The 11,837-nt window shown below is 69.2% G+C and carries 12 protein-coding genes; 8 read left to right on the forward strand and 4 right to left on the reverse strand.

The genetic code is table 11. The annotated features are described in order from the left end of the window. Positions 1 to 4 precede the first annotated feature (4 nt). The gene (locus ASE14_RS18455; protein ID WP_235511478.1) at positions 5 to 1,036 is read right to left on the reverse strand and encodes a glycosyltransferase family 2 protein; all 1,032 of its coding nucleotides are present in this window, start codon (positions 1,034 to 1,036) and stop codon (positions 5 to 7) included. Positions 1,037 to 1,181: 145 nt separating this feature from the next. Continuing rightward, positions 1,182 to 2,903: a S1C family serine protease gene (locus ASE14_RS18460; protein WP_056658574.1), complete on the reverse strand. Its 1,722-nt coding sequence runs from the start codon at positions 2,901 to 2,903 to the stop codon at positions 1,182 to 1,184. A gap of 214 nt (positions 2,904 to 3,117) precedes the next feature. Between ASE14_RS18460 and ASE14_RS18465 the strand changes: the two genes are divergently transcribed. Beyond that, the gene (locus tag ASE14_RS18465) at positions 3,118 to 4,350 is read left to right on the forward strand and encodes a pyridoxal phosphate-dependent aminotransferase (protein ID WP_056659292.1); all 1,233 of its coding nucleotides are present in this window, start codon (positions 3,118 to 3,120) and stop codon (positions 4,348 to 4,350) included. Here the strand turns inward: ASE14_RS18465 and ASE14_RS18470 are convergent. Next, complete coding sequence (locus ASE14_RS18470; RefSeq protein WP_056658577.1) at positions 4,337 to 5,164, reverse strand: carbon-nitrogen hydrolase family protein; 828 nt, start codon at positions 5,162 to 5,164, stop codon at positions 4,337 to 4,339. The two genes, ASE14_RS18465 and ASE14_RS18470, sit on opposite strands and share 14 nt — an antisense overlap. Before the next feature lie 166 nt (positions 5,165 to 5,330). Between ASE14_RS18470 and ASE14_RS18475 the strand changes: the two genes are divergently transcribed. The 7 genes from ASE14_RS18475 to ASE14_RS18505 are packed head-to-tail and all read left to right on the forward strand — an operon-like array spanning position 5,331 to position 11,201. After that, positions 5,331 to 6,341 carry a LacI family DNA-binding transcriptional regulator gene (locus ASE14_RS18475; protein ID WP_056658580.1) on the forward strand — a complete coding sequence of 337 codons (1,011 nt, stop codon included), beginning with the start codon at positions 5,331 to 5,333 and terminating at the stop codon, positions 6,339 to 6,341. Further along, entirely contained in the window at positions 6,338 to 7,267 is a 930-nt protein-coding gene (locus ASE14_RS18480; RefSeq protein ID WP_056658583.1) for a carbohydrate kinase family protein, read from the forward strand. The genes ASE14_RS18475 and ASE14_RS18480 overlap by 4 nt, the downstream gene beginning before the upstream one ends. Positions 7,268 to 7,312: 45 nt before the next feature. After that, complete coding sequence (locus ASE14_RS20840) at positions 7,313 to 7,984, forward strand: hypothetical protein (RefSeq protein WP_056658585.1); 672 nt, start codon at positions 7,313 to 7,315, stop codon at positions 7,982 to 7,984. Then, entirely contained in the window at positions 7,981 to 8,784 is an 804-nt protein-coding gene (locus ASE14_RS18490) for an energy-coupling factor transporter transmembrane component T (RefSeq protein WP_056658587.1), read from the forward strand. Before ASE14_RS20840 ends, ASE14_RS18490 begins: the two co-directional genes overlap by 4 nt. Beyond that, a complete protein-coding gene (locus ASE14_RS18495) occupies positions 8,775 to 9,638 on the forward strand; it encodes an energy-coupling factor ABC transporter ATP-binding protein (RefSeq protein ID WP_056658589.1) in 864 nt (287 codons plus the stop codon). Before ASE14_RS18490 ends, ASE14_RS18495 begins: the two co-directional genes overlap by 10 nt. Further along, on the forward strand, positions 9,628 to 10,422 hold the full coding sequence (locus tag ASE14_RS18500) for an energy-coupling factor ABC transporter ATP-binding protein (RefSeq protein ID WP_056658591.1): 795 nt from the start codon (positions 9,628 to 9,630) through the stop codon (positions 10,420 to 10,422). Before ASE14_RS18495 ends, ASE14_RS18500 begins: the two co-directional genes overlap by 11 nt. A 29-nt stretch (positions 10,423 to 10,451) precedes the next feature. After that, positions 10,452 to 11,201, forward strand: a complete 750-nt coding sequence (locus ASE14_RS18505; protein WP_200953383.1) for a BtpA/SgcQ family protein — start codon at positions 10,452 to 10,454, stop codon at positions 11,199 to 11,201. 63 nt (positions 11,202 to 11,264) lie between these two features. Here the strand turns inward: ASE14_RS18505 and ASE14_RS18510 are convergent, their stop codons facing one another. Beyond that, entirely contained in the window at positions 11,265 to 11,738 is a 474-nt protein-coding gene (locus tag ASE14_RS18510) for a hypothetical protein (RefSeq protein WP_235511479.1), read from the reverse strand. Positions 11,739 to 11,837: the final 99 nt, after the last annotated feature.

Here is an 11,837-nt window from a genome sequence, read left to right on the forward strand (position 1 = left end):
CGCGTCACCTTCCCGTGTGCCTGGCGATGTTGCTCGTCAGCGAGAGGTACCCGAGCACGAAGCCCATCCCCCACGAGACGTGTATGCAGGGCAACACTACGAGAAACCATGCGGCCGTCGCCGCGCCGCGCCCACGTGCGTAGACGATCATGGCCGCGAGCACGAAGAGCAGGTACACGGCCGGCACGACGAAGCCGATGAGCAGCCACGGGGTCGCGCCGAACACGGCCTGCAGGATGCCGCAGAGGCCGAGGAGGAGGCCGACCGCGACGCCGACCACCATGGCGGGCGGCACGAAGTAGCGGATGCCGTTCGCCGACGGGAACCGACGTGCGAGTTCGCCGCGCCAGAGCCCGGTGGAGAACATCTGGCGTGCGAGCCGGTCGAAGGTCGAACGGGGCCGATAGGTCACCGCGAGCCGCGGCGTGAACCAGACGACGCCGCCCGTCTCGCGGAGGCGCCGATTCAGCTCCCAGTCCTGGCCGCGCTTGATGGACTCGTCGAAGAGGCCGACCCTGAGCAGCGCCGCGCGGCGGAACACTCCCAGGTAGACGGTCTCGGCCGGTCCCTCAGTGCCGCCGACGTGGAACGCGCTGCCGCCGAGGCCGACCTTGGTCGTGTAGGCGAGGGCGACGGCGCGCTCGAAGGGCGTCTCGCCGCGCGCGTCCATGATGCCGCCGACGTTGTCGGCTCCGGTGCGCTCGAGCTCCTCGACCGCGATGCGCGCGTAGTCGGGCGGGAGCATCGAGTGGGAGTCGACCCGCACCACGACGGGGTACTGCGCCGCGCGGATGCCGATGTTCAGCCCGGCGGGCGTCGAGCCGACCTCGTTCTCGAGCACGCGCACGCGGTCGTCGCGCGACGCGAGGTCGGCGACCAGCTCGCCGGTGCCGTCGATCGACGGGCCGAGGGCGATGAGCACCTCGACGGGCCCCGCGTAGTCCTGCACGAGGATCGACTCGACGGCGGCACGAACGTGCGAGGCATCGTTCAGCACCGGCATGACGTAGGAGACGCCGAGGAGCGATGCGGGCATCGCTTCAGGGTGGTGCTCGGGCATGGTCCTCACTCGCCGCTCGGGTCGATCGAGCCTAGCAGCCGTGCCTCCGAGCAGTCGGCCCGGGCACGGCGACGAGCCCGGGTCCTCGCGGACCCGGGCTCGTCGTGCGATCGTCGCCTGATCAGCCCTCGAACGTTCCGAGGGTGACCGTGACCGTCTGCGACTCGCCGTCGCGGATGAAGGTCAGCTCGGCCTCAGCGCCGCCGGGCAGCGCCCGCACCTGGGCGGTGAGGTCGGTCTGGTCGGTGATCGGTACGCCGTTGAACTCGGTGACGACGTCGCCCTTCTGCAGGCCCGCTGCGGCAGCCGCGCCCCCCGCGGGGGCCTCGGAGATGAGCGCGCCGACGGTGTCGCTCGACCCCTCGGCCTCGGCCGAGGTGACGGTGGCGCCGAGGAGACCGTGGGTGGCTGCGCCGTTCTCGATGATCTCGTCGGCGATGCGCTTGGCGAGGTTCGACGGCACGGCGAAGCCGACGCCGATGTTGCCGGCCGTCTCGCCCTGCGCCGATCCGCCCGTGGAGAGGATCGCGACGTTCACGCCGATGAGCTCGCCCTCGGAGTCGAGCAGCGCACCACCGGAGTTGCCCGGGTTGATCGCGGCATCCGTCTGGATGACCGGGAGCGAGACGCGGCCCGCCGATGCGCTCGGCTGCTGGGGCTCGCCGCCCTCGGGGTCGGGCAGGTCGAAGAAGAAGTCGAACGGGCTGCCTTCGCCGCCCTGGTCGCCTTCGCCCTGCTCGCCGCCGTCGCTCTGCGAGTCGTCGGGCGTCGCCGGCGCCGCCGAGGAGGCGACGTCGATCGAGCGGTTGAGCGCGCTCACGATGCCGTTGGTGACCGTGCCCGCGAGGCCGAGCGGTGCACCGATCGCGATCGCCGTGTCGCCGACGTTGAGCTTGTCGGAGTCGGCGAACTCGAGCGGGGTCAGGCCCGAGGCGTCCACGAGCTTGATCACCGCGAGGTCGGAGAGCGGGTCGGTGCCGACGAGCTCGGCCGTGTAGAGGTGACCGTCGTTCGTCTTGACCTGGATGGCGGGCTCACCGGTCGCGCCGTCGAGCGTCACGACGTGCGTGTTCGTGAGCACGTAACCGTCCTCGGACAGGATGATGCCCGAGCCGGTGCCGCCGGACTGGCCGCCGGACACCGAGATCGTGACCACGCTCGGGCTCGCCTTGGCGGCGACGGCGGTGATCTGGTTGACGGAATCGGTGTCGTTGACGACGATGTTCTGCGCCGAGTTCGCGCTCTCGCTCGTCGGCGAGCCGTTGTTGTTCGTGAGCAGCGCGTTGATGCCGGCACCTGATGCACCGCCGATCAGGGCAGCGGCAACGATGGCCGCGGCGACGCCGAGTCCGACTCGACGCTGCTTCGGCGCAGCGGGGGCGGTGCCGTCGGCCGGGACGCCGGCGAGCGGAACGGTCGGCTGCGTCTGGTTCTGGGGGGCGGCGGGGCCGCCGAAGGCCGGGGGAACCTGGCCGGGTTGTGCGGGGGCAGCGGCGACGGGCTGGGCCGGCTGCTTCGTGTACTGGGGGGCCGAGTACGGCTGCGGCTCCTGGCCGGGCTCGTAGACCGTGCCGGTCGCCGCGGGTGCAGCTGCGGGAACCGGCGCTGCGGGCGCGACCGGTGCGGTCGGCGCGGCAGGGGTCGCGGCAGGCGCTGCCGGGGCGGCGGGCGCCGCGGCATCCGGCTCGACGGCGGGGGCCGCGGCCTCGTTCTGCGCCGCCGAGGCGTTCGCAGCAGCGGAAGTCTCAGGGGTGACGGGCGCAGCGCTCTCGGCGGCCGCGGGCGTCGGCGTGACGTCGTCCTCGCGGGGCTCCCCCGCGGCTCCGTTCGTGGTGTCGGTCATGGTGTGCTCCTTCCAAGCGATGCCAGCATCCCGAAGCAAGCTGTGTGCCCGATCGGCGGAGTCTATGACTCTGCTATCCCCGGGCCGGGATTTCTCCGAATGCTGCCCGGGAGCGTCGCTGCCTGCGCCAGCGTACCGGCTCCACCCGCACGTACGGTGAGAACGGAAGCGATCTTCGCACCGGGCGGCGCAGCTCCTCGCGTACGGTGTGAGCGTGAGCGATTTCTCCCCCGCGTCGGGCCTCGCGCCCTGGCAGCGCACCGCGGCCGGCGCCGGCCTCCTCGCCTCAGACGGCACGATCGCCGCGACGATCTTCGCCGAGATGAGCGCCCTCGCCTCGCGCACCGGCGCGATCAACCTCGGCCAGGGATTCCCCGACGAAGACGGGCCCGTCGAGGTGCTCGAGGCCGCCCGGCAGGCGATCGCCGACGGCGTCAACCAGTACCCGCCCGGCACCGGCATGCCGGTGCTGCGCGAGGCGATCGCCGCCCATCAGCGCCGGTGGTACGGCATCGAGCTCGACCCGGCGACCGAGGTGCTCGTGACGGCCGGCGCGACCGAAGCGCTCGCCGCCACCCTGCTCGCCTTCGTCGACACCGGCGACGAGGTCGTGACGTTCGAGCCCTACTACGACGCCTACGCGGCGATCATCGCCCGAGCCGGCGGCGTGCACCGCACCGTGCCGCTGCGCTGGTCTCGCGAACTGGGCGCGGCCTGGCGACCCGACCACGACGAACTGCGTGCGGCGGTCACCGACCGCACGCGCGTGATCCTCGTGAACTCCCCGCACAACCCCACCGGCGCGGTCCTCGACACCGAGACGCTCTCCCTCATCGTCGAGCTCGCCGAACGTCACGACGCGTTGATCGTGACCGACGAGGTCTACGAGCACCTCACGTTCGGCGCCGCGCACACGCCGATCGCGACGCTGCCCGGCGCCCGCCCGCGCACGATCTCGATCTCCTCCGCGGGCAAGACCTTCTCGACCACCGGCTGGAAGATCGGCTGGGTCACGGCGCCCGCAGAGCTCGTGACGGCGGTGCTCGCCGTCAAGCAGTACCTGACCTACGTGAACGGCGCCCCGTTCCAGCCGGCGATCGCGACCGGGCTCGGCCTGCCAGACGCCGTCTTCGCGGATGCCGCGGCAGCCCTCTCGGCCAAGCGCGACCTGCTCGCGAGCGGACTCGCAGCAGCGGGCTTCGCGGTCTCGCTGCCCGAGGCCGGGTACTTCGTCATCGCGGATGCCGCACCGCTCGGGTACTCCGACGGCGCGGCGCTCTGCCGGGAACTGCCCGGACTCGTCGGCGTCGTGGGGGTACCGGTCGCGGCGTTCGTGCACCCCGACCGGCAGAGCGCGTACTCGAGTCTCGTGCGCTTCGCGTTCTGCAAGCGGCGCGAGGTGCTCGAGGAGGCCGCTGCTCGGCTCGCCGGGCTCAGCGCGGGGTGACGTCGAAGCGGCGCAGTGCGAGCGCGGGGTTGACCCGGCGCACGGCCTCGATGCGTTCCTTCGAGACCCAGGCCACCGCGACATCCGTCGTCTCGCCGATCGTGACGAGCTCGACGCCCATGGGGTCGACGATCATGCTGTTGCCGGCGCTCACCGGCGGTGCGTGGTCGGCCGCGGCGACGTAGACCGTGTTCTCGAGGGCGCGGGCGGTCGTGAGCACGCGCCAGTGCGCCTCCTTCAGCGGCCCGCGCACCCACTCCGCCGGCATGCAGACGACGTCGGCGCCGGCATCGACGATGCGGCGTGTCACCTCGGGGAACCGCGCGTCGTAGCAGGTCTGCAGGCCGAAGCGGATGCCGCCGGCCTCGAAGGTCTCGGGCGGCTCGATCGCCCCCGGGGCGACCCAGGCCGACTCCTGCTGCCCGAACGCGTCGTAGAGGTGGAGCTTGCGATACCGGGCGACGATGCCGTCGCCCGGGGCGACCGCCACGACGGTGTTCGAGACACGCCGCTCATCGCGGGCGAGCCGCTCGATCATGCCGGCGACGAGGTGCACGCCGAGACGGTCCGCGACCGCGGCCAGGTGGGTCGTGAACCCGCCCTCGAGCGGTTCGGCCGCCGTGAGCCATGCTTCGCCGGGTTCGGGGGTGAAGTAGCTGGAGTACTCGGGGAACACCACGACACGGGCGCCGCGGCCCGCGGCGAGCGCGGCGAGCCGCTCGATCTCCGCACGGTTGCCGGCGGCGTCGTCGCTCGGCGCGAACTGCGCGACGGCGACGCCGAGATCGAGGGGCGTCGATGGCACTTCGGACATGTCGCCAGCGTAGTCGGGAGCCGACCTGGCATCGACAAATGCACCGGAAGGTGTTGCGGATCCGGGCGATCGTGATTACAGTCACCAAAGCGGTTTGCCAAAGCGGTTTGCGTCTCGAACCCCGGCTGCCGTCACCACACGGATTTCAATGAGGAAGGGTGGGTCGATGGTCTCGATCTCGGATGTCGCACGGCTGGCCGGAGTCAGCCCCACGACCGTGTCGCACGCGCTGAGCGGCAAGCGCGCGGTCAGCGACGAGGTTCGCGAGAAGGTGCACCGCGCGATGAACGAGATCGGCTACGTTCCGACGCGTTCGGCGCAGAACCTGGCACTCGGCAGCACTCGGATCCTCGCCCTCGTGGTCCCCGACATCGGCATCGAGTACTTCGCCGAGCTCGCCAAGAGCGTCGAACACGCGGCGATGGAGCGCGGGTACAACCTCATGCTCGCCACGACCACCTTCGAGTCGGAGCGGGAGGCGCGGTACATCGAGATGATCAAGTCACGTGCCGTCGACGGCATCGTGTACGCCGCCGGCGCGCTCCTCGAAGACCACGAGCGCGATGCGCTGGGCAGCGGCCTGCCACTCGTCCTCGTCGACGAGGAGGTCGCCGGTGTCGACCTTCCGACGTTCGTCTCCGACAACGAGGAGGGCGGGCGCCTGGCCGCCGAGCACCTCGCGATGCTCGGCCACCGACGCGCCCTCTTCTTCGGAGCCGACCACTCGCCCGTCACCGGTCTGCGACGCTCGGCCGGCTTCGTGAAGAGCTGGTCGGCCGTCGACGGCACCACGGTGCACGACCTCACGGGCGATTTCACGGAACCGAGCGGTCGCGCCATGGTCGCGCGCCATGCGCATCGCTTCACGAGCGGTGAGATCACCGCGGTGTTCGCCTACAACGACCTCATGGCGATCGGAGTCATGAACGGGCTTCGCGCGCTCGGTCTCTCCGTTCCCGACGACGTCTCCGTCATCGGGTTCGACGACAGCTACGCCGGCACATATTGCTGGCCGACGCTGACCACGCTTCGGCAGGACGTCGTCGGCATGGGCTCGATGGCCGTGAACACGCTCATCGACTCGCTCGAGTCGAAGGAGCGGCTCACGCCGACCAGCACGTTCCTGCCGGTCGGCCTCGTCGTCCGCGAGTCCACGGGAAAGGTCCCCACTCCGTGAACACGCCTCGCTACTCCGTCTTCTTCGGCGATGTCGCCCAGGACGAGTACTTCGCCGCGCCGTACTTCCCGCACGCCGGCGACAAGGTGGTCGTCGAGAGCCTGCCGTCGCAGTTCGGCGGGATGCTCGCCAACGCGGCCTCGATCTTCGCGAACTACGGCATGCCCGCTTCGTTCATGTCGCATCTCAATCCCGGACCGCTCAGCCGGAAGCTGCTGGATCAGCTCGCCGGCCTCGGCCTCGGCATCGAGCACGTCGTCTTCGACGAGCGGGTTCCCGATTCGCGATGCCTCATCCTGCTGGCCGAGGACCAGCACATCGTGATCATCCCGAACCTGGGCATCACCCACACGGAGATCACGCCCGCGGCGTTCGAGCACATGGCCGGGGCGGAGTTCGTCGTCACCTCCATGACCGACGCCCAGCCGTGGCGCATGGGCCCGCTCCGCTCCCTCGAGATCCTCGGGGCGCTGCGCGAACGCGGCGCGAAGGTCGTCATGGACCTCGACACCTTCGACCAGAAGGATCACGCCACCGCCCTGTTCGACCTCTGCGACATCCTCTTCATGAACAGCCTCGGCGAGCGCCGCTTCGTCGAGAGCGGACGCGACATCCGATCGCTGCTCGACGGAGCCGCGACGGCCGTCGTCGTCACCCGCGACAGCGACGGCTGCGAACTGCACACGCGAGACGGCGTGTTCACCGTGCCCGGCTTCCCGGTCGACGTCGTCGACGTCACGGGTGCCGGCGACACCTTCTCGAGTTCGTTCCTCTATGCGTACTCGCGAACCGGCGACCCCCGCGAAGCGGCGGAGTTCGCCAACGCGGCGGCGGCACTCTCGGTCGGCAAGGCCGGCGCCCGGGGCGGGATGACCACCCGCGCCGAGGTCGAGGCGTTCCGCCGAAGCTACATCCGCACCGCCTGAACCCAAGCCGACACCGACGTCGGCTCGACGAAAGGATCCACCCCCATGGCCTCCAACGGCTACTTCGCACGGCTGCTCCGCGGCTACGGCAGACTCACGATCTTCATGATCCCGATCGGGATCGCGATCAACTTCGTGGGCGGCCAGATCGCGCTCCTCCTCAAGCTCCCGGTCTACCTCGACAGCATCGGCACCATCCTCGTCGGCGCCACCTGCGGCAGCCTGCCGGGGGCGCTCGTCGGGCTCCTCTCCAATGCGATCAACTCGATCACCTCGCCGCAGACCTTCGCCTACGGCATCCTCAGCGTCATCTTCGGACTCCTCGCGGGATGGTTCGGCCGCATGGGCTGGTTCCGCAGTTTCTGGCTCTCGCTCCTGAGCGCCATCCCCTTCGCCCTCGTCGGCGGTGTCCTCGGCGCCCTCATCACGATCTGGGTGTTCGGAGGCCTCGCCGGCGACGGCACCGGCATCGTGATCGGCACGCTCGTCGCGCTCGGCATGGACCTCACGACGGCAAACTTCGCCGCACAGATGCCGATGGACATCCTCGACAAGGTGCCGACCGTGCTCATCGTCTACGCGATCATCCGAGGCATCCCGAAGCGCCTCTTCGTGAAGCTGCCGCTCGGCTACGTTTACCTCGGAAAGCCCGCCCCGAAGCTCGCCCCGGCCACCGCCCCCGCGACGACCGAGCAGCAGGCGGGTCCGCGCTCATGAGCACCGCCACGCTCGCCGAGGTGGCCGAGACGTACCGGCATCCAGAATCCCTCGGCAATTTCCTCCGCGACCGCAACCCCATCACGTTGCTCGTCGCCCTGGTCTCGCTCGCCGTCGTCGCCGCCGCGGTTCCGGGACTGATCACGCCGTTCGCGGTGTGCGCCGTCTTCGTGCTGCTCGCATTCGCGGGTGGGGTGGGCCCGGCCTACACCGCGACCTACCTCAAGCTGTGGGCGGTCGTCGGGTTCATCCTGTTCCTGCTCCGGGCGCTGCTGCTCGACGGAGAACACGTCTACTTCACGTTCGGCAACCTCCAGGTCACGGCTGAAGGCGTGTACGAGGGGCTCCGCTTCGCCGCGGTCGTCATGGCGATCTGCGGAGCGGTCACGCTGTTCTTCGCACTGGTCACCATGCGGCGGCTGATGCTCGCGCTGGAAATGCGCGGCGTGAGTCCTCGCGCCAGCTACGTGCTGCTCGCGTCGTTCCAGTCCATGACCGATCTCGGTGCGACCGCGAAGGTGGTGCTCGATGCGCAGAAGGCGCGCGGCATCGAGACCGAAGGCGGGCTGATCACTCGGGCGAAGGCGTTCTTCCCCGTGCTCGCCCCGGTGTTCCTCTCGGCGATGACCGCCACGGAGGAGCGTGCGATCGCCCTCGACGCCCGCGCATTCAATTCGCCCGCCGCCCACAGCCACCTCGTGCAGCTCCCCCGCACAGCCACATGGGAGTGGCTGGCGGCCGGCCTGTTCGCCGCCGTCGCCACGGCATGCGTGATGGGGAGGTTCCTCGGATGGCTCTAGCATCACTGCGCGACGTGCGCTTCACGTACGCCTACTCCGACCGGCCGGCGCTCGACGGCATCACGCTCGAGATCGAATCGGGCATGGTCCACGGAATCGTCGGACTGAATGCAAGCGGCAAGACGACGCTGTGCAGCCTGATCCGCGGCATCGTGCCGCATTTCCACAAGGGCGAGCTCGAGGGCTCGGTGGAGATCCTCGGGCGCGACCTGCTCGAGTGGGATCCGGCCGAACTCTCCCGCACGATCGGTTGCGTGTTCGACAACCCGTTCACGCAGATCAGCGGCATCAGGGAAACCGTCTTCGAGGAGATCGCGCTCGGCCTGGAGAACCTCGGCACCCCTCGAGCCGAGATGATCGAACGGGTCGAACGCGTCGTCGAACAACTCGGCATCGAAGCCCTCGTCCGGAAGAATCCGAACGGCCTCTCCGGCGGCCAGCGGCAGAAGGTCGCATTCGCCTCCATCATCGCGATGGACGCCGACGTGATCGTCATCGATGAGCCCACCTCGCAGCTCGATCCGGACGCCACCGACGCCGTCTTCGGCATCATCGCCGACCTGAAGGCGCAGGGGAAGTCGATCGTGCTCGTCGAGCACAAGATCGACCTCCTCGCCGAGTACGCCGATCGGTTGACCGTGCTCCGCGCGGGACGCATCGTGACGACGGGAGCGGCCAGGGACGTGCTCACCTCCGACGAGCTCATCGCCGCCGAAGTCCCCGTTCCCGAGGTCACCGAGCTGTCCCGGCGACTCGACGCGATCGGACGACCGTTCGTTCGGACCCCCATCACGAGTGCCGAGGCAGCTGCTGCGGTCTCGGCGAGGATCCAGGAGGCATCCAATGCCCATTGAGCTGTACCGCGCCGCCTTCGCCTACCCCGATGGTTCGCCGGCGCTCTCCTCGGTCACGCTTCGCGTGGGCGATGGCGAGCGACTGGCGATCGTCGGTCAGAACGGCGCGGGCAAAACCACGACCGTCAAGCTGATGAACGGGCTGCTCAAACCGACGCATGGAGAAGTGCGTGTCGACGGGGTGCTGACGACCGACCGGACGACCGCGCAGATCGCCCGCATCGTCGGATACGTGTTCCAGAACCCCGACGACCAGCTCTTCGCGAGCGATGTGCGCACCGAGATCGAGTACCTCCCGAGGCACTTGGGCTGGCCGGATGAGATGCGCACCGAGCGTGTGGAACGGGCGATCGACATCACCGGCATCCGCCCCCATCTCGACGCGAATCCCAAGGACCTGCCCATGGCGATCCGCAAGTTCGTGGCGATCGCCGCCGTGCTCGTGGGCGCATGCCGCTACATCGTGCTCGATGAGCCGACGGCGGGTCTCGACGCTCGAGGCCTCGACCTGCTGCGCAGCATGCTCGACCATCTTCGCGACGATGGCACCGCCGTGGTGACGATCACGCACGACATGCGATTCGTGATCGACACCTTCGATCGCGTGGTCGCGATGGCCGACGGCACGGTGATCGCCGATGGCCGATGCGCCGACGTCTTCGCCGACGACGAGGTGCTGCACCGGGCCAGGATCAAACGCCTCATCGTGGCGCAGATTGCCCGCGACCTCGAGCTGAGTCGAACGGCGCTCACCGTCGACGACGTCGTGGCCCTCGTACCCTGAACCCCTTCCGAACCAGAACAGGAGCCATCGTGCCCGCTTCCCCATTCCTCGAATCCTTCAGCTCCGCTCACCCGGTCCTCGCCATGCTCCACCTCAAGGGCGAGTCCGCCGCGGACCGGATGGACCGGGCCCGCCGGGAGATCGACCTGCTGTGGTCGAACGGCGTCGACGCGGTGATCGTCGAGAACTACTTCGGCGACACCGACGACGTGGTCGCCGTCTGCGACTACCTCCGCACCTCACGACCCGAGGTGGTGTTCGGCGTGAACGTGCTGAACGACGACGCACGCGCATTCGACATCGCGGATGCATTCGGCGCCAGGTTCATGCAGTTCGATTCGGTCGCCGGTCACCTCCCCCTCGATGAGGACGCCGATTACGCCGCATGGTTGGCCGAGAAGCGCGCCTCCTCCTCCGCGTTCCTGCTCGGCGGTGTGCGATTCAAGTACCAGCCCTACCGCTCGGGGCGCAGCCTCGAGGAGGACCTGCTCCTCGGCGACGAGCGCAGCGATGCGATCGTGATCACGGGCGACGGGACCGGGCTCGAGACCCCGACGGCCAAGATCGCCGCATTCCGCGACATCCTCAGTCCGGATGCCGCACTCATCGTGGGCGCAGGAGTGACGCCCGACTCATGCGCCGCCCAACTCGCCATCGCCGACGGCGTGATCGTCGGCAGCTATCTCAAGGACACGTACGCGGACACGGGAGATGTGGATCCCCAGCACGCACGGGTGTTCGTCGACGCGGTTCGACAGCTCATTCCCTCGCGAGCCTGACCGAGGAGCGGACGCGAACATCGGCCCGGAGCCCCCCCCAGCCCCGGGCCGCTGCTCGTCCGGCTAGGAGTTCGCCTGCGCCATCTCCCGGCCATGCGCGGTGATCGCGTAGATCACGAGCACGTTGATGCCGATGACGATGATCGACCACCAGGGCTGGGCCGGCACGAGGAAGAGCTGACCGAGTGCGCTCAGGCACGCCAGGATGATCGCGATGACCCGGGCCCACATGGCTCCCGAGAGCAGGGCGATGCCCGTGAGCACGAGCAGCAGGCCGATGATGAGGTTCCACCAACCCCATCCGGTGATGTCGAAGAGGAAGAGCCCCTCTTCGGTCACCGTGTAGTACGTGTTGGAGCCGAGCAGCGCGATGAAGGCCTGAAGTGCGCTGAACGCCCCGTTCAGGATGAGGATGATGGCTGCGAAGCCGATCCATCCGATCCATCCGGTCTGCTGTGGTGCAGTGCTGCTCATGATGGTGATGCCCTCCTGCTCGGCGCCGCCGACGAGTCGTCGACCTGCGTTTCGGTTGAACATTCGTCAGCGTGGCCCTGTTCAGCACGCCGGTCATCACACAGATCGCATGAATGCCGCGACGAACGTGCATGAAACCGGAACACGGCGTCTGCTTCGGGA

The sequence above is a fragment of the Agromyces sp. Root81 genome (assembly GCF_001429165.1).
Taxonomy (GTDB): domain Bacteria; phylum Actinomycetota; class Actinomycetes; order Actinomycetales; family Microbacteriaceae; genus Agromyces.

Coding starts and splice junctions, on each gene's coding strand:
- ASE14_RS18455 (WP_235511478.1), bottom strand. CDS start 1,036: ATGCCCGCATCGCTCCTCGGCGTCTCCTACGTCATGCCGGTGCTGAAC.
- ASE14_RS18460 (WP_056658574.1), bottom strand. CDS start 2,903: ATGACCGACACCACGAACGGAGCCGCGGGGGAGCCCCGCGAGGACGAC.
- ASE14_RS18470 (WP_056658577.1), bottom strand. CDS start 5,164: ATGTCCGAAGTGCCATCGACGCCCCTCGATCTCGGCGTCGCCGTCGCG.
- ASE14_RS18475 (WP_056658580.1), top strand. CDS start 5,331: ATGGTCTCGATCTCGGATGTCGCACGGCTGGCCGGAGTCAGCCCCACG.
- ASE14_RS20840 (WP_056658585.1), top strand. CDS start 7,313: ATGGCCTCCAACGGCTACTTCGCACGGCTGCTCCGCGGCTACGGCAGA.
- ASE14_RS18490 (WP_056658587.1), top strand. CDS start 7,981: ATGAGCACCGCCACGCTCGCCGAGGTGGCCGAGACGTACCGGCATCCA.
- ASE14_RS18495 (WP_056658589.1), top strand. CDS start 8,775: ATGGCTCTAGCATCACTGCGCGACGTGCGCTTCACGTACGCCTACTCC.
- ASE14_RS18500 (WP_056658591.1), top strand. CDS start 9,628: ATGCCCATTGAGCTGTACCGCGCCGCCTTCGCCTACCCCGATGGTTCG.
- ASE14_RS18510 (WP_235511479.1), bottom strand. CDS start 11,738: ATGTTCAACCGAAACGCAGGTCGACGACTCGTCGGCGGCGCCGAGCAG.